At 71.4% G+C, this 20,764-nt stretch carries 21 protein-coding genes; 11 read left to right on the top strand and 10 right to left on the bottom strand.

Features of this window, described 5'->3' with window-relative positions:
• The first annotated feature begins 67 nt into the window (after positions 1-67).
• Complete coding sequence (locus tag ACIBG8_RS12450) at positions 68-2,944, top strand: ATP-binding protein (protein ID WP_397342770.1); 2,877 nt, start codon at positions 68-70, stop codon at positions 2,942-2,944.
• Here the strand turns inward: ACIBG8_RS12450 and ACIBG8_RS12455 are convergent.
• A complete protein-coding gene (locus tag ACIBG8_RS12455; protein WP_397342771.1) occupies positions 2,931-4,178 on the bottom strand; it encodes a hypothetical protein in 1,248 nt (415 codons plus the stop codon). The two genes, ACIBG8_RS12450 and ACIBG8_RS12455, sit on opposite strands and share 14 nt — an antisense overlap.
• Before the next feature lie 222 nt (positions 4,179-4,400).
• Between ACIBG8_RS12455 and aceA the strand changes: the two genes are divergently transcribed.
• Positions 4,401-5,687, top strand: a complete 1,287-nt coding sequence (gene aceA / locus ACIBG8_RS12460) for an isocitrate lyase (protein ID WP_397342772.1) — start codon at positions 4,401-4,403, stop codon at positions 5,685-5,687.
• Positions 5,688-5,769: 82 nt separating this feature from the next.
• Here the strand turns inward: aceA and ACIBG8_RS12465 are convergent, their stop codons facing one another.
• Together ACIBG8_RS12465 and ACIBG8_RS12470 are read right to left on the bottom strand one after the other, a co-directional pair.
• Positions 5,770-7,308, bottom strand: coding sequence for a protein kinase (locus ACIBG8_RS12465; protein ID WP_397342773.1), 1,539 nt, complete (start codon positions 7,306-7,308; stop codon positions 5,770-5,772).
• Between the two features lie 330 nt (positions 7,309-7,638).
• Positions 7,639-8,166, bottom strand: a complete 528-nt coding sequence (locus tag ACIBG8_RS12470) for a dihydrofolate reductase family protein (RefSeq protein WP_397342774.1) — start codon at positions 8,164-8,166, stop codon at positions 7,639-7,641.
• A gap of 56 nt (positions 8,167-8,222) precedes the next feature.
• Here ACIBG8_RS12470 and ACIBG8_RS12475 point away from each other — a divergent pair, with 56 nt between their 5' ends.
• Complete coding sequence (locus tag ACIBG8_RS12475; protein ID WP_397342775.1) at positions 8,223-8,852, top strand: nitroreductase family protein; 630 nt, start codon at positions 8,223-8,225, stop codon at positions 8,850-8,852.
• The gene (locus tag ACIBG8_RS12480) at positions 8,853-10,025 is read left to right on the top strand and encodes a hypothetical protein (RefSeq protein WP_397342776.1); all 1,173 of its coding nucleotides are present in this window, start codon (positions 8,853-8,855) and stop codon (positions 10,023-10,025) included. It begins immediately after the preceding gene.
• Here ACIBG8_RS12480 and ACIBG8_RS12485 read toward each other — a convergent pair.
• Positions 10,015-10,566 carry a TetR/AcrR family transcriptional regulator gene (locus ACIBG8_RS12485; protein WP_397342777.1) on the bottom strand — a complete coding sequence of 184 codons (552 nt, stop codon included), beginning with the start codon at positions 10,564-10,566 and terminating at the stop codon, positions 10,015-10,017. The genes ACIBG8_RS12480 and ACIBG8_RS12485 overlap by 11 nt on opposite strands.
• Before the next feature lie 82 nt (positions 10,567-10,648).
• Here ACIBG8_RS12485 and ACIBG8_RS12490 point away from each other — a divergent pair, with 82 nt between their 5' ends.
• A complete protein-coding gene (locus tag ACIBG8_RS12490) occupies positions 10,649-11,107 on the top strand; it encodes a hypothetical protein (protein WP_397342778.1) in 459 nt (152 codons plus the stop codon).
• Positions 11,108-11,177: 70 nt separating this feature from the next.
• Here the strand turns inward: ACIBG8_RS12490 and ACIBG8_RS12495 are convergent, their stop codons facing one another.
• Both ACIBG8_RS12495 and ACIBG8_RS12500 read right to left on the bottom strand, forming a co-directional pair.
• Positions 11,178-11,999: a siderophore-interacting protein gene (locus tag ACIBG8_RS12495; protein ID WP_397342779.1), complete on the bottom strand. Its 822-nt coding sequence runs from the start codon at positions 11,997-11,999 to the stop codon at positions 11,178-11,180.
• 53 nt (positions 12,000-12,052) lie between these two features.
• On the bottom strand, positions 12,053-13,012 hold the full coding sequence (locus tag ACIBG8_RS12500) for an alpha/beta hydrolase (RefSeq protein ID WP_397342780.1): 960 nt from the start codon (positions 13,010-13,012) through the stop codon (positions 12,053-12,055).
• Positions 13,013-13,064: 52 nt separating this feature from the next.
• Between ACIBG8_RS12500 and ACIBG8_RS12505 the strand changes: the two genes are divergently transcribed.
• From ACIBG8_RS12505 to ACIBG8_RS12520, 4 genes are read left to right on the top strand one after another with little or no spacing between them, the layout of a single operon-like run.
• Positions 13,065-13,436: a hypothetical protein gene (locus ACIBG8_RS12505; protein WP_397342781.1), complete on the top strand. Its 372-nt coding sequence runs from the start codon at positions 13,065-13,067 to the stop codon at positions 13,434-13,436.
• A complete protein-coding gene (locus ACIBG8_RS12510; RefSeq protein ID WP_397342782.1) occupies positions 13,423-14,268 on the top strand; it encodes an ABC transporter permease in 846 nt (281 codons plus the stop codon). Before ACIBG8_RS12505 ends, ACIBG8_RS12510 begins: the two co-directional genes overlap by 14 nt.
• Positions 14,261-15,049: an ABC transporter permease gene (locus ACIBG8_RS12515; protein ID WP_397342783.1), complete on the top strand. Its 789-nt coding sequence runs from the start codon at positions 14,261-14,263 to the stop codon at positions 15,047-15,049. The genes ACIBG8_RS12510 and ACIBG8_RS12515 overlap by 8 nt, the downstream gene beginning before the upstream one ends.
• 2 nt (positions 15,050-15,051) lie before the next feature.
• Positions 15,052-15,798 (top strand): ATP-binding cassette domain-containing protein, encoded by a 747-nt coding sequence (locus ACIBG8_RS12520; protein WP_397342784.1) that lies wholly within the window; start codon positions 15,052-15,054, stop codon positions 15,796-15,798.
• Here the strand turns inward: ACIBG8_RS12520 and ACIBG8_RS12525 are convergent.
• Positions 15,792-16,268: a hypothetical protein gene (locus ACIBG8_RS12525; protein ID WP_397342785.1), complete on the bottom strand. Its 477-nt coding sequence runs from the start codon at positions 16,266-16,268 to the stop codon at positions 15,792-15,794. The genes ACIBG8_RS12520 and ACIBG8_RS12525 overlap by 7 nt on opposite strands.
• 127 nt (positions 16,269-16,395) lie before the next feature.
• On the opposite strand from ACIBG8_RS12525, the gene ACIBG8_RS12530 reads away from it, so the two are divergent.
• On the top strand, positions 16,396-16,926 hold the full coding sequence (locus tag ACIBG8_RS12530; RefSeq protein ID WP_397342786.1) for an MFS transporter: 531 nt from the start codon (positions 16,396-16,398) through the stop codon (positions 16,924-16,926).
• 45 nt (positions 16,927-16,971) lie between these two features.
• Complete coding sequence (locus ACIBG8_RS12535; protein WP_397342787.1) at positions 16,972-17,688, top strand: YcnI family protein; 717 nt, start codon at positions 16,972-16,974, stop codon at positions 17,686-17,688.
• 42 nt (positions 17,689-17,730) lie between these two features.
• Here ACIBG8_RS12535 and ACIBG8_RS12540 read toward each other — a convergent pair whose 3' ends face one another.
• Genes ACIBG8_RS12540 through ACIBG8_RS12550 form a run of 3 tightly spaced genes read right to left on the bottom strand, consistent with a single transcriptional unit; the run spans position 17,731 to position 20,694 of the window.
• Positions 17,731-18,669: an ABC transporter permease gene (locus ACIBG8_RS12540; protein ID WP_397342788.1), complete on the bottom strand. Its 939-nt coding sequence runs from the start codon at positions 18,667-18,669 to the stop codon at positions 17,731-17,733.
• Positions 18,656-19,606, bottom strand: coding sequence for an ATP-binding cassette domain-containing protein (locus tag ACIBG8_RS12545; RefSeq protein WP_397342789.1), 951 nt, complete (start codon positions 19,604-19,606; stop codon positions 18,656-18,658). Before ACIBG8_RS12545 ends, ACIBG8_RS12540 begins: the two co-directional genes overlap by 14 nt.
• On the bottom strand, positions 19,603-20,694 hold the full coding sequence (locus tag ACIBG8_RS12550; protein ID WP_397342790.1) for an outer membrane lipoprotein carrier protein LolA: 1,092 nt from the start codon (positions 20,692-20,694) through the stop codon (positions 19,603-19,605). Before ACIBG8_RS12550 ends, ACIBG8_RS12545 begins: the two co-directional genes overlap by 4 nt.
• Positions 20,695-20,764 lie beyond the last annotated feature (70 nt).

Genomic DNA, 20,764 nt, shown 5'->3' on the forward strand with positions numbered 1-20,764 from the left:
GCTGACGTCGCCGCCTTGCACCGCCGTCTCACCGACGCTTCACCGCCGTCGCTGAGATACTCCTGTGGTGTCTCCCCTCGACGTGCTCGTGCTCGGCCCAGCCGAGGTGCGTGCGGAAGCCGTGGCGGTGCGGGTGGATCGCCCGCTGGAACGTGCCCTTCTGGTACGGCTGGCGCTGGCCGCCGGCGCGCCGGTGCCGGACAACCGGCTGGCCGCCGACCTGTGGGGGGAGGTGGAGCTGGCCCGGCCTACGGAACGGCTGCGCGTGCTGGCCTCCCGCATGCGCGCCGCGCTGCCCTCTGGGGCGGTGTTGCGCAGGACGCCCGGCGGTTACGCGCTCGACGCCGTCGTCTCCGATCTCGCCGCCGCCCGGACGGCGGCCGACCGGGTGCACGCGGCGGCGCGGTCCGGCGACCACCCGGCGGCGCGCGAAGCCGCGGTCGAGGCGGCCGGGTTGTGGCGCGGGCCCTCGCTGGGCGATCTGCGGGCGATCCCGTTCGCGGCGGCCGAGGGTGAGCGGCTGGAGGCGTGGCGGCTGGACCTGCTGGTGGAACGGCTGAGCGCCGACCTGTCGCTCGGCGCGGGCCCGGAGGTGGGGGCGGAGCTGGAACGGCTGGCGGCCGAGCACCCGCTGCACGAGCGGGTGTGCTGCCTGCTGGCGCTGTCCCTCTACCGGGGCGGACGGCAGGCGGACGCGCTCGACCGGATCGCCCGGTTGCGCCGCAAGCTCGCCGACGAGCTCGGCGTCGACCCGGCCCCGGAGACTGCGGCGATGGAGCTCCGCCTCCTGCGCCAGGACCCCGATCTCCTTCCCGCCCCTCAGGCAGCAGCCCCGGCGAAGCCGGTCGCACGCGCCGCGCGTGACGGGTTCGTGGGGCGCGAAGCTGATCTCGCGGCGCTGGTGGAACGGCTCAGCGGGCCGGGGCTGGTCACCCTGACCGGCGGCCCAGGCAGCGGGAAGTCGCGCCTGTCCGTCGAGGCCGCCGCGGTCCTGCGTTCGAGCGGCCGGGCGGTGACGCTGGTCGAGCTGGCCCCGCTGCGCAGCGAGGGGTCCGTGCGCTCCGCCGTACTCGCCGCCGCCGGAGCCGACGACGTGGCCGGGTGCGCGGCCGCGCTCGACGGCGCCGTCCTCGTCGTCGACAACGCGGAGCACCTCGTGGACGAGGTCGCCGACCTGGTGGCCGCCCTGCTGGCCGAGCCGTACACGCTCACCGTCCTCGCCACCTCGCAGCGCCCGCTCCTCGTCGCGGGCGAGGAGGTGCACCGGGTCGGCCCGCTGGGCCCGGCCGCTGCCGCCCAGCTGTTCGAGCTGCGGTGCGCCCCCGACCAGGCGGGCGCCGACCCCGGCGCGGTCGCGACGATCTGCGCGGCCGTCGACCGGTTGCCCCTCGGCGTCGAGCTGGCCGCCGGTCTCACCAGGGCCCTGACCGTCGCGCAGCTGTCGGCGCGGGTGAACGACCGCCTGCGGCTGCTGGTGGGCGGCAGGCGTGACGCGGGCGGCAGGCACTCCAGCCTGAGAGCCGCGCTCGACTGGAGCCACGACCTGCTGGACGAGCGCGAGCGCACGGTGCTCCGCCGCGCCTCCGTCTTCAGCGGCGGCTTCACGCTGGAGGCTGCGGAGCAGGTGCTCGCCGACGAGCTGCTGCTGGCGGAGGACGTGGCGCCCGCGCTGGCCGAGCTCGCCGACCGGTCGCTGGTGGCGGTCGAGACGGGGGCGGGGCGGCGGTTCCTGCTGCTGGAGACCGTGCGCGACTACGCGCTCGACCGGCTCGGGGCAGCTGACGAGGGCGCAGCCGTACAGGCGCGGCATCTGTCGTGGTGCGTGGAGTTCGTGCGGGGCGCGACCGACGACGACTTCGCCTCGGCCGACTCGGTGAACGCGGTGTTCGCCGAGTGGCCCAACCTGCTCGCCGCGCTGGAGGCGGCGCCGGGCACGCCGCGCGCGGCCGACGGGCTCAGGCTGGCGCTGGAGCTGCACACCCCCTGGCAGATCAAGGGCTGGTACGGCGAGTCCAGGCGGCATTTCGCCGCGCTCGCCTCGGCCGACGGCGCCACGCCTGGTGAGCGGCTGGAGGCGCTGAGCGCCCACGGTTTCGTCACCACGATGGTCGGCGACTTCGAGGGGGCTGCGGCGCTGCTGGAGACCGCGGCCGAGCTGGCCGCCGAGGTCGGCGACGACCGGCGGACCATGACCGTGCTCTATTACCGGGGCATCGTGGAGATCGAGCGCGGACGGCTGCGCGAGGCGTTCCCGCCGCTGCTGGCGGGCCAGGAGCTGGCCGTACGGCTGGAGCACCGCCAGCGGATGTCGGCGTTCGCCGACGCGCTCGCCACCCTCCACCTCTACTGCGGCGACGCCGCTGAGGCGCTGGCCGGATACCGGCTGGCCAACGAGGCCGACCGGGCGGCGGGCGACGAGCACGGGCTGGCCCGCGGGCTGAGCAACGAGGGCCAGGCGCTGCTGGCCATGGGCAGGTACGGCGAGGCCGTCGAACTGGCCGACGCCTCAGACCACTACGCGCTGCGCCTGGACGACCGGCAGATCCTGCCGCTCAACGAGCAGACCCGCGGCGTGGCCGCGCTGTGCACGGGCGACCTGGCTGCGGCCGAGCGGCACCTGCGGGCGGCGGTGGACTACGCGGTGACCGACGGGACGGGCGCCAGCATGGCCAACATCGACCTCGCCGACCTCCTCATCGGCCAGGGCGCCTTCGAGGAGGCGCGGGCGTTGCTGGATCCGATCTTCGCCGAGGCCCCGGCGGGCAGCACGCCGTGGCTGGCGGCCCGTCCGGTGGCCGCCGCCCTGGCGCTGGCGGTCGGCGACCTGGAGGGCGCGGCCGAGCTGGCCGAGTCCACGGCCGCCGCCCACGCGGCCAGCGGCTTCGGCTGGCCGCGCTACACCGGACTGCTTGCCGACGTCCGGGAACGGCTCAGCCAGGGCTGATGTCGGCCGTCAGCGTGTCGGCGAAACCGGCGATCTCCACCTGGACCGAGGAGGTGGCCGGGGCGGGGAACAGCCCCCACAGCGTCACCGAGGCGTCCGGGGGCAGCGAGCCGAGCTTGCCAGGGGCGAAGCGCTGGCTGAGGGTGCCGACGAAGTCGAAGTAGGTCGGCTCGGCGAACCCGCACACGTCGTAACGCGCCTGCTCCCCGGCCAGGGAGAGCTGCCCCGTGGTCAACTCCTTGGGGGTGTAGTGGTTGTCGTAGTCCAGCGCCAGCGGGGCCGCCGTCGGGTTGGTGACCTTGACCGACGCCAGCACGTACCCGGCCAGCCGCCGGACGGAGGCCACCTCGGCGACGAGCCCGGCGTCCGACAGGTCGGTGGTGTCCGAGCGGCGGCCCAGGGCGTTCTCGCCCGAGGCGACGGTGACGTCCACGCGCCGGTTCTGGGCCCGGCCGCCGTGGCCTGCCGTACGGTAGGTGAAGTCGTCGCCCAGGCTTTCCCGCAGGGCGTCGTTCACCGCCGCCGCCCGCTGCTCCGACAGGTGCCGGCCGTCCACGGTGACCTGGCCGGACGTTGAGGTGACACGTTCGCGCAGGGCGTCGATCGCGGCGCGCGCGGCGGGTGACAGGGTGGCGCCGTCGCCCTTGAACAGCACGTCGCTGGGCAGCCGGTACGTCGCGCCCGTCCTGCCGGTCGTGGCGCACACCAGCGCTCCCGTCTCGCCTTCGCGTTCCGTGCCGGCGGGAACGGGGTCGCCGTCCTCGATCGGGACCATGACCGGCAGCAGGCCGTCGGCGACGACGAGCAGCTCGGTGGCGTCCTCGGGCGGCGCGGGGAACACGGCGGTCAGCGGCGCCGACTGGCCGGGCTCGATGTCGGTGTCCTCGCTGACGCGGGGGCTGTAGGCGGTGCCGCGCTGCGGGTCGACGAGGGCGAGGAGCCGCTCGCGGTCGTCGAGGCCCAGGTCGCCGAAGGAGATGCGCTTGGCGGCGCCGTTGAACAGGTCGAAGCGCAGGGCGAGCTCGCTCCGGCCGGAGCGGAGCAGGCGGATGTTCCTTGCCTCGACGGGCAGGGCGCTGGAACTCGGGCCGGTGACCAGGCCCTGCGGTTCCTTCTCCGCGCTCTTGGGGTGACGCGCGGGCGCCTGGGTGGCGGCCTGCCGTACGGGGCCGCAGGCGGTAAGTCCAAGCACCAGCGCGGCCCCGCAGGCCAGGCGCTTCGTCGTCCGACTCATGCCTTCACCCTGCCGACCTGGGATTCCACGAACGTCTCACCGGAGTCTCACCACATTGGTCTAGTCCATAGGGAAAACTTGGCTTTTCTTCTCTACTGAATACCTGTGAGTATTTGACTAAGGAGAATTTTCGCTGTTCTTCTGTTCGCTTGAGGCTGTCGAAGGGCGATTCTGGGGCAGAGACTCAGCACAAGCACCCAGGGGACGACAAAGGAGTGAAAAATGAACGATCGCCTCAAGGGAGCGGCTGAGGAGCTGCGGCAGGAATGGCAGAACGACCCCCGATGGACCGGCGTCGAGCGCACCTACAGCGCTGAGGACGTCATCCGCCTGCGCGGCAGCGTCCAGGAGGAGCACACCCTTGCCAGGCTCGGCGCCGAGCGGCTGTGGGATCTGCTGCACAGCGAGGACTACGTCCACGCGCTGGGCGCATTGACCGGCAACCAGGCCGTGCAGCAGGTGAAGGCCGGGCTGAAGGCGATCTACCTGTCCGGCTGGCAGGTGGCTGCGGACGCCAACCTCGGCGCGCAGACCTACCCCGACCAGTCGCTTTACCCGGCCAACTCGGTGCCGGCCGTCGTGCGCCGCATCAACAACGCGCTGATGCGCGCCGACCAGATCACCTGGTCGGAGGGTGTTGCCGACAGCCCGCACTGGATGGCCCCGATCGTGGCGGACGCCGAGGCCGGGTTCGGCGGCGTGCTCAACGCCTTCGAGCTGATGAAGGGCATGATCGCCGCCGGTGCCGCGGGCGTGCACTGGGAGGACCAGCTCGCCTCGGAGAAGAAGTGCGGCCACCTCGGCGGCAAGGTCCTCATCCCGACCGGGCAGCACATCAAGACGCTCAACTCGGCGCGCCTGGCGGCCGACGTGTGCGGCGTGCCCTCACTGATCATCGCGCGGACCGACGCTCAGGCCGCGACGCTCCTGACCAGTGACGTGGACCCCCGCGACCAGCAGTTCACCACGGGCGACCGTACCGCTGAGGGGTTCTACCGGGTGCGCAACGGGGTCGAGGCGTGCATCGCGCGCGGCCTGGCCTACGCGCCGCACTCCGACCTGCTGTGGATGGAGACCGGGACGCCGGACCTCGACGTGGCGCGCGAGTTCGCCGAGGCGATCAAGGCGAAGTACCCGGACCAGATGCTGGCCTACAACTGCTCGCCGTCGTTCAACTGGAAGAAGCACCTCGACGACTCCACGATCGCCAAGTTCCAGCGGGAACTGGGGCACATGGGGTACAAGTTCCAGTTCATCACGCTGGCGGGGTTCCACTCGCTGAACTACTCGATGTTCAACCTGGCGCAGGGCTACGCGGAGGACGGGATGACCGCCTACGTGGAGCTGCAGGAGGCCGAGTTCGCGGCCGAGTCGCGCGGCTACACCGCCACGCGGCACCAGCGCGAGGTCGGCACCGGGTACTTCGACCTGGTCAGCACCGCCATCGCCCCCGACTCCTCGACCACCGCGCTCCGCGGCTCCACCGAAGAGGAGCAGTTCGCCCACTGACCTCCTCGCGCGAGAAGGGCCCGCCGTTCCCGGCGGGCCCTTTCCGCGTGATGCGTGCTTCTCGGAGGTGAAGGCGCCAAGCTCACGTAGCCGTCGACGTCGAGGTGGGTGTCGTCGCCGTGACGCTCACCGTCGGCGTCGGGGTGGGGGTGTTCGTCTCCCCCGGGCCGTCCTGCGGGATCGTGCTGATGCTCGACGACGGCTGCGGGCAGTCCTTCTTGGCCGCCTTGCCGCGCGTCTTGCCCGCCGGGTTCATGCAGTCGTCGGCGTTGCCGTCGCCCGGCTGGTCGGGCGGGCTGGTCCTGGGCGGCTCACCCGACTGCCTCTCGCCCGTCGGCTGCACCTCGCCGGACGGCCCGACCGTCCTGGTCTGCGTCACCACCACCGTCGGGCTGCCGGTCACCGTGGACACGCTGCCCGGCGAGGTGACCACCGAGATGCCCGGCGTGGGCCTGATCGTGGACTCGGCCGTGCCGTACGGCTGGATCGCGGGCGGGTTCTCCCCCGGCGCGTAAGCTCCGCCGCCGGCCCGCATGACGTCGCCGCTGCCCGCCGCGACCACCGTCAGGGCCGCGATCGACACCGTGGCCAGGGCGGCGAAGCTGGCGTGCGACAGGTGCGCGCCCGACTTGGCCCGGCTCCTGCGCTTCGGCGCGACCGTCTCCTCGCCCGGCGGCGGCGCCAGCCGTACCCTCCCAGCCCCTGGCGGGTACGGCACGGCCGTCCAGATCTCCTGGAGTACGGTCCCCACGGCCTCGCGCAGGTCCCACGGATCGCCCACGCCGCCCGCCGCCAGCAGGGCGCGCAGCAGGTCGGCGGCGATCGGCCGGTCGGCGGGCTCCTTGGCCAGCGCCGCCTCCACGGCGGGGCGCAGCAGCGCGGGCACGCCCTCCAGCCTCGGGGGTTCCAGCAGGATGCGCCTGGTCAGCACGTCGGTCTCGCCGGTGCCGAACGGGTGCAGGCCCGTCGCGGCGAACGCCACCAGGCAGCCCCACGAGAACACGTCCGAGGCGGGCATGGCCGTCTTGCCGGTCAGCCGCTCCGGCGCCACCCAGCCGGGGCTGCCCATGACCTGGCCGGCCTGGGTGTGCGCCGCGTGCGTGTCGACGTCCCTGGCGATGCCGAAGTCGATCACCCGGGGGCCATGGGTGGACAGCAGGACGTTGCCCGGTTTGAGGTCCCGGTGCACCAGGCCCGCGTCGTGCACCGCGACGAGCGCGGCGGCCACCCCGAGCGCCACGCCGTACGCCAGGTCAGGAGTCAGGGGACCGCGCGCCACGACCACCTGGGACAGGGCGGGGCCCGGAATGTACTCCGTGACCAGGTAGGGGCGGTCGCGGTCCGTGCCGTCTTCGAGCACGGCGGCGGTGCAGAACGGGACGACCCTCCGCGAGAAGGCCACCTCCTCCCCGAACCTGGCGCGCAGGGTCGGGTCGTTCAGGTGTACGGCATGCGGCGTCTTCAGCGCCACCAGGCCGCCTTGGGGATGTTCCGCAAGGTAGACCACGCCCATGCCGCCCGTGCCGAGACGGCCGAGTAGCAGATATCGGCCGATGATGACCGGGTCGCCCACCGTGAGCGGTCGCACGCCTGGCGGCATGCCGCTCTCACCTCGTGCCATCCAGTTCTCGCCTCTCCGGACGTGGGGACTGCACAGCACACTGTGGTCGGTTGGGACGGGCAATTCCGCACGTCTTACACAGCTGGTATCGGAGGTAAGGCGAATGATCCTTGAAGGTAAGTAAGGGGTGTGACACCTGCGGTTTTACACACCTCGCGTGACGGCATGGACCTCTCGATCACACGCCCTCGCGCCCCCTTGGAGGCCCGTCTTCACGGCACGGCGGAGGGGCTCGTGGAGGGTTAGCTGGGTTGCCAGAGTTCGATGCGGTCGCCCTCGGGGTCGGTGACCCAGCCGAAGCCGTGTCCGGCTCGAAGGTGGCGAACAGGGTCAGGCTGGGCGGTAGCGCAGGGTTACCGTCGCCGAGCGGTCGTCGCCGTCGCGGAGCGCCAGCCGTACGGGCGCGCCGCCAGGGTTGTCGAACAGCCGGATCCCGTCGCCGAGCAGCACAGGCGCGACGTGGAGGTCGATCTCGTCGATCAGCCCGCGTTCCAGGAGCTGCCGCCCGATCGTGGGCGAGAAGACCTCGAGGTTCTTGCCTCCGGCCGCCTCCAGCCCGATGCGCACCGCCTCGGCCACATCGCAGCTCAAGAACGTCACGCCCTCGGCCGGCTGGGCGTCTTCCGGGTGGTGGGTCAGGACGAAGAGGGGCCCCTGCCAGGCTCCGCCGTAAATGGTGCTCGCGTCGGGGTAGGCGTCCCAGCCGTTGCGTCCGCCGAGGACCGCGCCGGTCGTCGAGGCGTACTCCTCGATGAGGCCGGGGTCGGACGTGACGCCCGCCAGCCAGCCCATCGAGTGGTCGGGCCCCGCCACGAACCCGTCCAGCGACATGGTGAAGTGCCAGAGAACCTTGCTCATGGTCGGTTGACCCCCCGTTCCCGCGAAACTCATCGGTCCCGTGGAAAATGACGGCTATGACACCTGATGAGTTGCTCACCACCACCCGCACCGTCCGCAAGCGCCTCGACCTCGACCGGCCCGTGCCGCTCGAACTGGTCGAGGAGTGCCTGACGATCGCGCTGCAGGCTCCGAGCGGGTCGAACCGGCAGTCGTGGCACTGGATGGTGATCACCGACCCGGCCCAGCGCGCCGCGATCGGTGCGGTCTATCGGAAGGCGTGCCGTACCTATCTCGAGTCCGAGGGCGCGGCGGGCAAGCTGTTCGCCGACCACCCGGAGCGCAACCAGGTGCAGCGGCGGGTGCACGCCAGCGTGGAGTACCTGGCCGAGCGGATGGCCGACGTCCCGGTGCAGGTGATCCCCTGCCTGAGGTCGGGACGGCTGCCGCAGGGCAATCAGGCGGGTTTGTGGGGCTCGGTACTGCCGGCCGCCTGGAGCTTCATGCTCGCCGCGAGGTCACGGGGGTTGGGGACGGCGTGGACGACGCTGCACCTGACGTACGAGCAGGAGGTGGCGGACATCCTCGGCCTGCCGGAAGGCGTCCACCAGGCGGCCCTCATCCCCACGGCGTATTACACCGGCGACACCTTCAACCCGGCCCCGCGCGAGCCCCTGGCGAACGTGATGCACCTGGACCGGTGGTAGGTGGACCTGTTCTTAACCGTGGCCGCGATCGTCATCTGCGGCTCGGTGGCCGTCGCGGCGGGGGTGTTCGCCCAGGTTCATGCCCATTACGTGGCCGTCGGTGCGCCCTTGGCCATCGTCGGCCTGGCGATCCTGGGGTTCGTGGCGTCGTCGAGTCTGGAGGAAGGCCACTACGACGACTTCGGCGGCGCGATGATGGAGCTGGTGAGCCTGGTGGGCGCCGGACTCCTGATCATCAGCTTCGGCCCTCTGGTGGCGTGGTTGCTGAACCTCCCATCCACCCGGCCGCCGACCAGCCCTGCGGCGACGGCGGTCGCGATGACGGCCGCCGCCACGGCGATGGCGGTCTCCGCGCTGATCGTCAACATCGCCACGACCGCCCAGGACCGGGCCACCTACCAACCGGAGAGCCGGATCGGCGCGCTCACCGTCACCACGACCGACGGCGTTCCCACGGTGGCGGAGCTCCAGCGGAAGTTACCCGGCGCCACGATCGTGCAGGACCTCCGGCCGGTCTGGCCGGGCATGGTGGACGCGGGCATGGAGCTCAGGACGGGAAGATACGACTCGCTCTACATCGGCGACGAGACCCTGCTCCACTACCTCACCGCGGATACCCCCTACGACGAAAACACCGCTGTCCTGATAAATCCGGATGAGGTGGAGTCGTCGGTGCGCCTGCCGTACCACTTCACCCAGACCGAGCCCGGGTTCCACGAGGCCCACGTTCCGGCGACCCGCGTCTACCTGCCCGATTTCCCGATCAGCGCCGTCTTCGTCCCCGCCAAGGTCGTCAGGGACCTGGGCTTCATGCTGATCCCCGAGCGGCTGATCGCCATGCCGGTATCGGCCGCCGAGTTCCAGGACGGTTACCTGGAGCGCGGTTTCCAGCCGTCGACGGACTGGTGGTACTTCGTCGGCGTCATGCTCCTGCTCGCCGTCGCCGCCGGGCTCAGCATCCGCCGCCACGCCCCGCTCCACACCGCCTTCGGTGCGGCACTGGGCGGGCTCACCGGGTGTGCCATCGGGCTGTTGCACTCCTGGCCCGCGACCACCTCCGCCGACTGGGATCCGCCTCCGCGCGTGCCGTTCGAAACCCCCTGGCTGCTGGTGGTCGTCGTCGTGGTGGTCGCGGCTCTCGGTGGGGTGCGGGGCAGGCGGGCTAGCGGTTGAGCAGCAGGTCGGAGGCGCGGCTCAGGACCTCGGCGCGGGTGCGGCCCTCGTGGTCGGCGGCCAGGGAGTGGTGTCCGATCGCCACGCAGAACGCGAGCAGGCTGCGCGCCTCGACCTCGTCCGGATCGGTGCAGAACGTCCCGATCATCTCGCGCAGCAGCGCCATCCGCCGGTTGTCCACCCGGCGCAGGCGCTCGGCCACCGCCGCATCCCGGCGGGCCCAGTCGCGGACGGCGAGGTCGATGGGGAGCAGGCGGTCGCTGGAGAAAGTCAGCACGCCCGCGCGCTGGATCTTGGTCTTCGGGTCACCACCCTCACGCTCGACGCGGTCGATCACGTCGTCGGCGCTCTCCCGCTCCCACGTGTCCAGCATCGCCTCCAGCAGCGCCTCGCGGTCGGCGAAGTAGCCGTAGAACCCGCCTTTGGTGACGCCGAGCCGCCTGGCCAGCACCTCGATACGGACCGCGTCCGGGCCTCGGGCAGTCAGCGCCGCCAGCCCCTCCTCGATCCACTTCTCCCGCGTCGTGCGAACCGCTCCCACGAAAACTCCCTATATACGCCACCGTATAACTGGGCTACCTTGCTCTTATACGGCATCGTATACATGGAACGGAGACAGGCACATGATCGTGGGTACGGACAACCTTCCCGAGTCCGATCGCGCGCTCAGCTCGCTGACCGGTATCGACTACGCCGACCGGTTCAGCCTCGCCACGGACGTGGAGGCGACGCCGGAGGAGTGGGCCAGGGCCATGTTCGGCGACGTCCCCAACCCCGGCGAGGTGTTCATCTGGCGCGGGCTGCTCCAGATCCGGCTCAGCCGTGAACCGTCGCCCGACACCGTGGCCGGATGGCGGATCGGCGGACGTGGCGACGGGTGGATCCGGCTCGAGGCCGCCTCGTGGTTCCTGAGCTGCAACCTCGTGGTGCGGGCCGCGGACGGCGAGGTGTCACTGGTGACCCTGCTGCACTACGACCGGCCTCTCGGGCACGTGGTGTGGCCCCCGCTCTCCGCGGTCCACCGCCGCCTCGCCCCCGGCGTGCTCACCAAAGCCGCGGACCGCCTGGCGCACACACGTTAAGGCCGCCCGACGAGCCCGTCAGGGCCCGGTACAGGAGGAGAAGGCGAAGGGGAACGGCGTTGGCGGGATATCAGCCGATCGCGGCCGCCTCTTCCTCCTCGACCTGCCGGTTCCAGTCGCGCTTGACCGCGCGCCACCCCTCGTCGTCCACCCCGAGCCGCCAGTAGCCGGAGATCGACAGCCGCTCCAGCGGGATCTCCCGCTCCACCCGCAGGTGCTTGCGCAGCTCCTTCACGAACCCCGCCTCCCCGTGCACGAACGCGTGCACCTCCCCCTCGGGAAACGACGCCTCCTGTACGGCACGCACGAGCGCCTCGCCGACCGGCCCGCCCGAGCGGTGCAGCCACGTCACCCGCGAGTCGACCTTCTGCTCCTCAGCAGGCTCCTCGACCTCGATGAACGCCCGCACGACCGCGTCCTCGGGCAGCGACTCCAGCGCCACAGCGATCGCCGGGATGGCGCTCTCGTCACCGACCATCAGGTGCCAGTCGGCCGAAGGGGACGGCGCGTAACCGCCACCGGGGCCGAGCATGAGCACCTCGTCCCCTGGCTGCGCCTGCGCGGCCCACGGCCCCGCCAGCCCCTTGTCGCCGTGGTGCACGAAGTCGAGCGTCAGCTCCAGCGCGTCAGGATCCCAGGCGCGCACGGTGTAGGTGCGCAGCTTGGGCCAGCAGTCGCGGGGCATCGTGGCCCGCACGGTGGCGACCTCGAACGGCTCCGGGTAGTCGACGCCCGGCACCTTGAAGACGAGCTTGACGTAGTGGTCGGTCAGGCCGCTGGTCGCGAAGTCGCGCAGCCCGTCACCGCCGGCCACGATGCGGATCATGTGCGGGGTGATCCGCTCGGTACGCAGCACGATGCCGCGGTGGTGGTCTCTGGGCTTCTCCGACATCCGGCCGCTCCTCACGCGCAATGTTAGGCATGCCTAACTTACACGCAAGAACGTCACGCCGCCGCTGCTGATTCCCCGGAAATTCCGTGCGCCTCGGCCAGGAAGGCCGCCATGTGCCGGAACGCCAGCCGCGCCTCGGGCACCACGTCGGCCAGGATGGGGAAGACGTGCGGCATACGCCGCCACTCCTCGTAGGTCACCGGCACCCCGCACGCGCGGGCGCGCTCCGCGACCCGGTACCCCTCCTCGCGCAGCACCTCCGTCGACCCCGTGACGATCATCAGCGGCGGCAGCCCCGTGTAGTCGCCGAGCACCGGCGACACCAGCGGGTCGCGCGGGTCCAGCCCGCTGGTCCACAACCTCGCCAGCCACCGCACCCGCGCGGCGGGCAGCAGCGGGTCCTGCCACCGGTTGGCCCTGCGCGGGATGTCGGTCAGGTCGGCCCACGGCGACAGGCAGATCGCCGCGGCGGGCAGCGGGAGCCCGCTGTCGCGCAGCGCGAGCAGCGTCGCCAGGGTGAGGTGCCCGCCGGCCGAGTCCCCGGCGAACAGCACGTCCTCGGGCGAGAAGCCGCGCGCCAGCAGGCAGGCGTAGGCGTCCAGGGCGTCGGCCAGCGACTCGGCCAGCGCGTGCGCGGGCCCCTGGCGGTAGTCGAGCGCGAGCACGGGCCGCCTGGCCACCACCGACAGCCGCCAGGTGATCGGCCGGTGCGTGGCGGGCGAGCAGGAGAAGTAGCCGCCGCCGTGGAAGTAGAGCAGCACCTTGCTCTCGTCGAGCCCCTGACCTGCACGGACCCACTCGCCGCCGCAGTCGGAGAAACGTTGCGGCACGACGCAGACGTGCCGCGGAAGGGGCGCGCGGGCCAGCGAGCCGACCCGGGAGACGGCGTCGACGGCCAGCGGATGGCGCAGGAGGAGGCTGGAGGCGGGTTTCAGGGTGTGGCGCATGACGCGGGTGAGCGCGCGGGCCTGCCAGCTGAGCGGGTAACGGGGGAAGACGTCCTGGTCGAGCATGTGCACCCTCCACCTGAAACATGCCCGAAATATCGTGTGACATGCTCCACACATGGCCGGATACTCGGACACGCCGCTGCCACGCAAGCTCGGCATCAAGCCGGGCCACCGCGTCATGGCCGCCGGGATGCCGGACGGCCTGGGCATAGAGCCGGACACCAGCGGGCCCTACGACGTGATCCTGCTCTTCTGCCCTGACGAGGCCACCCTGCGCGAGCAGTTCCCCCCGGCCAAGGCGAGCCTCGTCAAGGACGGCGGCCTGTGGGTCTGCTGGCCCAAACGCTCCAGCGGCGTGCCGACCGACCTGTCGGAGAACCCCATCAGGGAGTACGGCCTGGCCCAGGGGCTGGTCGACAACAAGGTGTGCGCCATCGACGCGACCTGGTCGGGGCTGCGCTTCGTTTATCGGGTTGCCGACCGCTGAGGCGCCGCCGGATAATTCTTGGCTCATCCCCCGGAGGTGCCAAACCATTTCTCTCTATGCCCGGCTCGTCCGGTACGGCTTCCGCAAACACGCCACCTATGTCTGGGCCGCCCTGGCCGGAGCCTTCACCAACAGCGTCTTCGGCATCCTGCGCGCCTACGTGCTCATCGCCCTCTGGCACGCCAGGCCAGGCCTGGCCGGCTACGACATCCTCGACGCCGTCACCTTCTGCTTCATCAGCCAGGCCTTCATCGGCCCGATGCAGCTGTTCGGCGGCGGCCTGTCGGTCACCGAACGCATCCGCAGCGGCGACATCGCCCTCGACCTCGTCCGCCCCGCCTCCCTGCAGCTCTGGTCGCTGGCCGAGGACCTGGGCAGGGCCGGATACCTGTTCCTGGTGCGCGGCATCCCGCCGACCGTGCTGGGAGCGCTGCTCTTCGGCATCACGTTCCCTCCGGGCGTCGCCGCCTGGTCGGCGTTCCTGCTGAGCTTCGCCATGGGCGTGCTCGTCAGCTTCGGCCTGCGCTACCTCGTGGCGCTGTCGGCCTGCTGGCTGACCGACGACCGGGGCGTGGCCACCGCCTCGACGATGTTGTCGATGTTCTGCAGCGGCATGGTCATCCCGCTCGTCCTGTTCCCCGGCTGGCTCGGCGACCTCGTCAGGGCGCTTCCCTGGGCGGCGACCGTGCAGGTGCCCGCCGACGTCTACCTGGGCAAGGCGGACCTGACGGACGCGCTGGCCTTCCAGGGCATGTGGGCGGTCGTCCTGCTCGGCCTCGGCGCGGTCGGCACCCGCCTCATCAGGCACAAGGTGGTGATCCAGGGTGGTTAGGACGTACCTTCTCCTCGCCTGGACGTGGACCAGGGCCGCGGCCGCCTACCGGCTGTCGTTCACGATCATGATCGTCTTCGGCTTCCTCATCGCCGCCATGGACCTGGCCGCCATCCTCGTCATCTTCGCCAACACCACCACCCTCGGCGGGTTCTCCCGCGAGGAGGTCCTCTTCCTGTACGGCACGGCCGGCGTCGCCTTCGCCATGGCCGACATGCTGTTCAGCAACCTCGACAGGACCAGCCAGCACATCAAGGCGGGCACGTTCGACGCCATGCTCATCCGCCCGGTCAGCGCCTGGGTCCAGATGGCGACCGACCGGTTCATGCCCACCCGCTTCGGCCGCGTCCTCCAGGCGCTCGCCGCGCTCGTCTACGCGCTGGCCGCCCTCGACCTGCCCTGGCAGCGGCTGTGGATGGTCCCGCTGATGATCGCGTGCGGCATGGTGATCTTCACCGCGCTCTGGACGTTCGGCGGCGCCGTCCAGTTCCTGCTCACCGACGCCGCCGAGGTGGCCAACGCCTTCACCTACGGCAGCGGGACGCTCAGCATGTACCCGTTCAGCGTCTACGGGCGCGACCTGGTGCGCGGGGTGACCTACGTGCTGCCGCTGGCCTTCATCAACTGGCAGCCCGGCCTCTACGTGCTGGACAGGGACGACCCGTTCGGCCTGCCGTCCTTCGCGCGGTTCCTCGGACCGGCCGTGGCCGTCGCCCTCACCCTGCTCGCGGCGCTCGCCTGGCGCCAGGGCATCAGACGTTACCGATCGACGGGGAGCTAGCAATGATCGAGCTGGAGCGCGCCGGGCGCTCGTTCAAGGTCAAACGCACCGTGGTGCACGCCGTACAGGACCTGTCGTTCACCGTCGAGAAGGGTGAGTTCGTCGGCTACCTCGGGCCCAACGGCGCCGGGAAGTCCACGACGATCAAGATGCTCTGCGGCATCCTCACCCCCACCAGCGGGAAGGTCCGGGTGGCCGGGCTCGACCCGTCGAGGAAGCGCACCACGCTGGCGCGCAGGATCGGCGTCGTCTTCGGGCAGCGGACGACCCTGTGGTGGGATCTGCCGCTCAAGGACAGCTTCGAACTGATCCGGCTCCTTTACAAAGTAGATCGCCAGGACTTCAAGGCCAGGCTGGCCGAGCTGGTCGAGACGCTCGACCTGTCGGAGTTCATGAAGACGCCGGTGCGCCAGCTCAGCCTCGGCCAGCGCATGCGCGGCGACCTGGCGGCGGCGCTGCTGCACCGGCCGGACATCCTGGTGCTCGACGAGCCCACGATCGGGCTCGACGTGGTGAGCAAGGCCAGCATCCGCGACTTCCTGCGCAAGGTGAACGCCGAGCAGGGCACGACGGTGCTGCTCACCACGCACGACCTGGGCGACATCGAACGGCTGTGCCGCCGCGTCATGCTCATCGACCACGGCCACCTGGCGTTCGACGGCACGCTGGAGGAGCTGATGGCCACCGCGCCGGTCGGCGAGACCATCGAGGAGGTCGTGACCCGCCTCTACCTGGCGGGCCGTCAGTAGTAGCTGCCCTCCTGGGTGCTCTCGTAGTCGTCGTCGAGGTCGTCGTGCCTGCGCGACCACCTCGACGGCATGAGCACGGGGATGAACAGGGCGACGCCGAGCAGCGCCCACACCCCGGAGGCCAGCAGGGTCTTGTCGCCCGTCCCGACGTCGCGGACGAGCTGGTTCACCGACGGCGCGCTCGGGACGAGCGACAGCGCGCGGTTCATGTCGAGCGCGTAGACGACGGTCCACGCCAGCAACACCATGGAAGGGATGAACGTGGCCAGGGGCGAGACCCGGCCGGCCACCACGAGGCCCACGACGAGCCCGACGGCGGCCATCGCGCCCAGCGCGATCCAGAGCTTCTGCCCCACGACGGGGGTCGTGCCGATGCCGCCGAGTGCTTGCTGCACGGCCCATCCGCCACCGATCAGCAGAGCGCCGGTCACCACGAGTCCGACGAGCAGGCCAACGAAGTGCCGCAACATTCTCACCTCATGTCAGAGCGGTCGGCACCGACCCTAGCGACAAAGGGCACAAAACAACCAGGCATTGCACGGCTTCAGCCTTGTGCGCTATGGCAGTTGGCCCCACGTGAGAACATATGCCTCACCCATGCGCGCAGAACTCCCCTTCCGGCTCGCGCGGGCGGCCGCCTTCTCCGCCGTCTGCGTGCTCCTCGCCGCGCTCGCGCACCGCCTCGCCGGAGGCGCGGGTCCCGGCCCGCTCACCCTCGCGGCCGGGGTCCTTCTGGTGCTGGCGCCCGCCGCCGCGCTGGGCGGCAGGGAACGCGCCTTTCCGAGCGTCATGGTGCTGCTCGGCGCCACCCAGGTGGGGCTGCACGAGCTGTTCGGCACCACGTTCAGGGCGGACCCGGAGCTGCTCCACCACGGTCAGGGGCTCAGCGAGGGCATGGGGATGTTCCTCGCCCACCTGACCGCGACCCTGGTCACCGGCTGGTGGCTGGCGCGCGGCGAGGCCGCGTTGTGGGCGGTGCTGCGCCGCCTGTTCCTGCGGCTCCTGCCCTGGTCGCTGCCCGTTCTCCACCCGTGGGTACGGCCGGCGGCCCCGCCCGTGCGCCGGGTGGTCGTCCGTACCGAGCTCAGGCACATCGTCAGCAGGCGTGGTCCTCCACTTCCCGCCTGAACCTCTGACACCCCTTTTTCCCTTTACCTCAAGTGGAGTTCCCCCATGTCGTTCACCCGTAGAGCGGCGACCGTGCTCGCCGCGGCGACCGCGCTCACCGTCGGCCTGGCCGTACCTGCCCTGGCCCATGTCACCATCAACCCGCGCAGCGCCGAGCAGGGCGGGTTCAGCAAGGTCGCCTTCCGCGTGCCCAACGAGCGCGACGACGCCTCGACCACCAAGGTCGAGGTCACCTTCCCCGCCGACCACCCGCTCGCCTTCGTGTCGGTCAAGCCGGTTCCCGGCTGGGAGGTCAAGGTCACCGAGGGCAAGCTGGCCACGCCGGTCAAGACGGAGTACGGCGACCTCACCGAGGCCGTCACCAAGGTCGTGTGGTCCGGCGGCAAGATCAACCCGGGTGAGTTCCAGGAGTTCGAGGTGTCGATGGGGCAGCTGCCCAAGGACGCCAGCGAGCTGGTCTTCCCGACCGAGCAGACCTACTCGGGCGGCGAGGTCGTCAAGTGGGCCGACCCGCCCAAGACGGACGGCACCGAGGCCGAGCACCCGGCCCCGACCCTCAAGCTCACCCCGCCGACGGGCGAGGACGAGCACGCCACGGCTTCGGCCACCCCGGCGGCAGCGGCGCCCAGCGTGACCCCGGTCGCCGCGGCGTCCGCCTCCACCTCGGACAACACGGCCCGCCTGCTGGGCGGCGCCGGTCTGGTGGTGGGCGTCATCGGCGTCATCATCGGCTTCCTGGGCCTGCGGCGGCGCGGCGCCTGACGGATGGCGGCGGGCAGGGCGCGCGCCCTGCCCGCCGTACCCCTAGCTTGTGATGTCCTTGCCCGTGAACCGGGCCCAGGCGATCGCGCAGAAGATGCCGATGTAGGCCCCGAAGGCCAGTAGCCCGCCGGTCATGTCGCCCCAGGCGATCGGGTCGCGCATCGCGCCGTCGAACCCCGTCCAGCGGGTGGGCAGCAGGTAGGGCGCCAGCCAGTCGAGCTGCGGGATCGCCCGCAACACCGTCGTGACGATCACCAGCACCAACGTCGCCGCGATCGCCCCGATCGCCACCTCGGTCATGGTCGACAACGCCAGGGCCACAGCGGCCAGCGCCGCCATCCCCACGGTCACGTACCCGGCCGCCACGGCCACCCGCACCAGCCCGTCCGCGTAGGACACCGTGGTCCCCGACAGCAGCGTCACCGGCCCGACCGGGAACAGGATCGCCCCGACGATCAGCGCCACGACCGCCACCCCGAAGGTGACGGCGAACGCGAACACGACCGCGTTGGCGTACTTGACCGCCAGCAGCCGGGTCCGCCCGGCGGGCGCGGCCAGCAGGTAACGCAGCGTCCCCGCCCCCGCCTCCCCCGCGATCGAGTCCCCCGCCACGACCGCGACGACGACCGGCAGCAGCAGCGGCACCAGCATGAACAGCGAGGCGAACGCCAGCACGAGCCCGTTGCCCGCCATGGCGGAGATGATCCCGCCCGCTCCCCCTTCCGCGCCGTCCGACCCCATGAGCCGCACCACCACGCCGATGAGGACCGGCACGAGCCCGATCACGCCCAGCATCGCCAGGTTGCGCGGGCGGCGGAACGTCAGCCCCATCTCCGAGCGCAGCAACCGCCAGAACGCCCCCGCACGAGCGGGCGCGGGCTGGAACGCCGGAGGCGCGGGCGCGTCGCGTTCCGCGGTGCGCATCGTCTCGGCGACCGGGACCAGCCCCGGGCTCCTCCTGAGGTCCTCAGCCGTCGACATCGAAACCCTCTCCCGTCAGCCCGACGAACACGTCCTCCAGGCTCGGCCGTACGACGGCCAGCCCGCGTACGGCGACGCCCTCGGCCACCAGCGCGGCGTTGATCCGCTCCGGCGCGTGCCCGCCCAGCTCGGCCGTCACGTCGTCCGCGGTTCCACGGACGTCGTCGAGGCCCAGCGTCGCCAGCACCCTGACCGCGTCGGCCACGTCGGGCGTGACGATCCTGACGCGCGTCGCCTGGCCCCCGTTGAGCGAGGCGATCGTGCCCTGGGCCACCAGCCTGCCCGTGCGCATGATGGCCGCGTGCGTGCACATCTGCTCCACCTCGGCCAGCAGGTGCGAGGAGACGAACACCGTGGTGCCGTCCGCCGCGATGTCCCTGACCAGGGCGCGCACCTCGCGGGTGCCCTGCGGGTCGAGCCCGTTGGTGGGCTCGTCGAGGATGAGCAGCTCGCGCGGGCCCAGCAGCGCGGCGGCGATCGCCAGCCGCTGCCGCATGCCCAGCGAGTAGGCGCGGTAACGCTTGGCCGCTGCTGCGGACAGCCCCACCCGGTCCAGCGCGGCCGCGACCCTCGCCTTGGCCGTGCGGCCCTCGGCGGTGGCGTCGGCCGCGTCGAAGCGCAGCAGGTTGGCCTCGCCCGACAGGTAGGGGTAGAAGGCGGGACCCTCCACCAGGGCGCCGACCCTGGACAGCGGCACCACCTCGTAGGTGCCGGAGGTGGGGGCGATGAGGCCGAGCAGCATGCGGATCGTGGTGGTCTTGCCCGACCCGTTGGGGCCGAGGAACCCGTACACGGATCCGCGCGGCACAGCCAGGTCGAGCGCGTCCACGGCGACCTGGCCGCCCTTGAACTGCTTGGTCAGCCCTTCGGTGACGATCGCGTCCCCGGCGGGCGGGGACGCCCAGCCGGGCGCCCCCACTTCCAGCACCGTACTCACTTCGCCTGCGCCGCCTTCTGGAGAACCTCAGGGGTGACCGCGCCGACGAGCAGGCGGCCGTCGTCGGTGACGAGGGCGGTGAGCAGCTTGGTCCTGATGACCTTGCCACCCTCCACCGGCGTCGCCGTCTTCAGGAACTCGGCGATCGGATCGACGCCGTCCTTGGCCTCGGCCTTCGGCATCGGCAGCACGGCGACGCTGGTCCAGCCCTCGCCGACCACCTTCGCCGCGTCCGTCAGCTCCTTGGCCCGCTCCTCGCGGTCGGCGCCGTCCTTGGCGCCGATGGTCTTGTCGACCACCTTGGCTCCGGCGGGCGGGGTGAACGCGAAGTTCTCCTCGGCCGGCGGGGTGAAGGTCACCTCGGTGAACTTCACCTCGAACGCGGCCTCGGCCGAGCCCTTGGCGAACACCTGCACGCGCAGCGGGACGTAGTTCTCGCCGTCGACGGCGATCCTGACGTCCTGGACGAGCGAGCCGGGGTCCTTGGGCGCCAGCACGATCTGGTAGACCGGGCGTCCCGCCACCTCGTCGGTGTTGGTGACGCTCACCGCCGTGTACTCACCGACCATCGCCAGCGCCTTCTCCGCCGCCTGCTGCGGCGTCAGGTCGGAGGCCGACGGGGTCGGCAGCTGGTCCTGCTTGTCCGCCCCCGGGGCGAACTTCACCCTCGTGGCGGTGTTCTCGTCACTGTTCCAGTACCAGGCCTGCTCACCGTTGACGATGAGGTTGGTCTCGCTCATCTGGGACGGCAGCGCCAGCCTGATCTTGTCCCGCGCGCCGTACCAGACCTTGACCTCGTGCGAGCCCGACAGCATGGTCAGCGGCGACGCGTCCGCACCCCCTCCGGTGGACGGCAGCGCCGGCAGGCCGAGCGAGGCGGTCTCCAGGACCGTGCCCGACATCGGCTTGGGCCCGCCGCCGTTGTGCACCGCTGCGCTCGCGTCGGCCAGCAGTTCGGCCGCCGTACGCTCGGGCAGTGCCGGGTCGCCGCTCACCGCGGCGATGACCGGACCGGTGCCGATCGCGGCGCCGACCACGACCACAGCCGCGATCGGGACCCCCCACCTCACGAACTTGCCTCTACGCATCTCACTCCTTAACGGTATGTCGATAGGGAGAGACTGCGTCACGGGTCCTGTGGTCAACCTGAGACCGCCT

The sequence above is a fragment of the Nonomuraea sp. NPDC050556 genome (assembly GCF_044457355.1).
Lineage (GTDB): Bacteria > Actinomycetota > Actinomycetes > Streptosporangiales > Streptosporangiaceae > Nonomuraea.

Bases quoted from the DNA above. Each gene is read 5' to 3' on its own strand.
- ACIBG8_RS12505 (WP_397342781.1), top strand. From the start codon at position 13,065: ATGGCCGGATACTCGGACACGCCGCTGCCACGCAAGCTCGGCATCAAG.
- ACIBG8_RS12540 (WP_397342788.1), bottom strand. From the start codon at position 18,669: ATGTCGACGGCTGAGGACCTCAGGAGGAGCCCGGGGCTGGTCCCGGTC.
- ACIBG8_RS12500 (WP_397342780.1), bottom strand. From the start codon at position 13,012: ATGCTCGACCAGGACGTCTTCCCCCGTTACCCGCTCAGCTGGCAGGCC.
- ACIBG8_RS12535 (WP_397342787.1), top strand. From the start codon at position 16,972: ATGTCGTTCACCCGTAGAGCGGCGACCGTGCTCGCCGCGGCGACCGCG.
- ACIBG8_RS12520 (WP_397342784.1), top strand. From the start codon at position 15,052: ATGATCGAGCTGGAGCGCGCCGGGCGCTCGTTCAAGGTCAAACGCACC.
- ACIBG8_RS12475 (WP_397342775.1), top strand. From the start codon at position 8,223: ATGACACCTGATGAGTTGCTCACCACCACCCGCACCGTCCGCAAGCGC.
- ACIBG8_RS12530 (WP_397342786.1), top strand. From the start codon at position 16,396: ATGCGCGCAGAACTCCCCTTCCGGCTCGCGCGGGCGGCCGCCTTCTCC.
- aceA (WP_397342772.1), top strand. From the start codon at position 4,401: ATGAACGATCGCCTCAAGGGAGCGGCTGAGGAGCTGCGGCAGGAATGG.
- ACIBG8_RS12525 (WP_397342785.1), bottom strand. From the start codon at position 16,268: ATGTTGCGGCACTTCGTTGGCCTGCTCGTCGGACTCGTGGTGACCGGC.
- ACIBG8_RS12550 (WP_397342790.1), bottom strand. From the start codon at position 20,694: ATGCGTAGAGGCAAGTTCGTGAGGTGGGGGGTCCCGATCGCGGCTGTG.
- ACIBG8_RS12490 (WP_397342778.1), top strand. From the start codon at position 10,649: ATGATCGTGGGTACGGACAACCTTCCCGAGTCCGATCGCGCGCTCAGC.
- ACIBG8_RS12455 (WP_397342771.1), bottom strand. From the start codon at position 4,178: ATGAGTCGGACGACGAAGCGCCTGGCCTGCGGGGCCGCGCTGGTGCTT.
- ACIBG8_RS12465 (WP_397342773.1), bottom strand. From the start codon at position 7,308: ATGGCACGAGGTGAGAGCGGCATGCCGCCAGGCGTGCGACCGCTCACG.
- ACIBG8_RS12495 (WP_397342779.1), bottom strand. From the start codon at position 11,999: ATGTCGGAGAAGCCCAGAGACCACCACCGCGGCATCGTGCTGCGTACC.
- ACIBG8_RS12470 (WP_397342774.1), bottom strand. From the start codon at position 8,166: ATGAGCAAGGTTCTCTGGCACTTCACCATGTCGCTGGACGGGTTCGTG.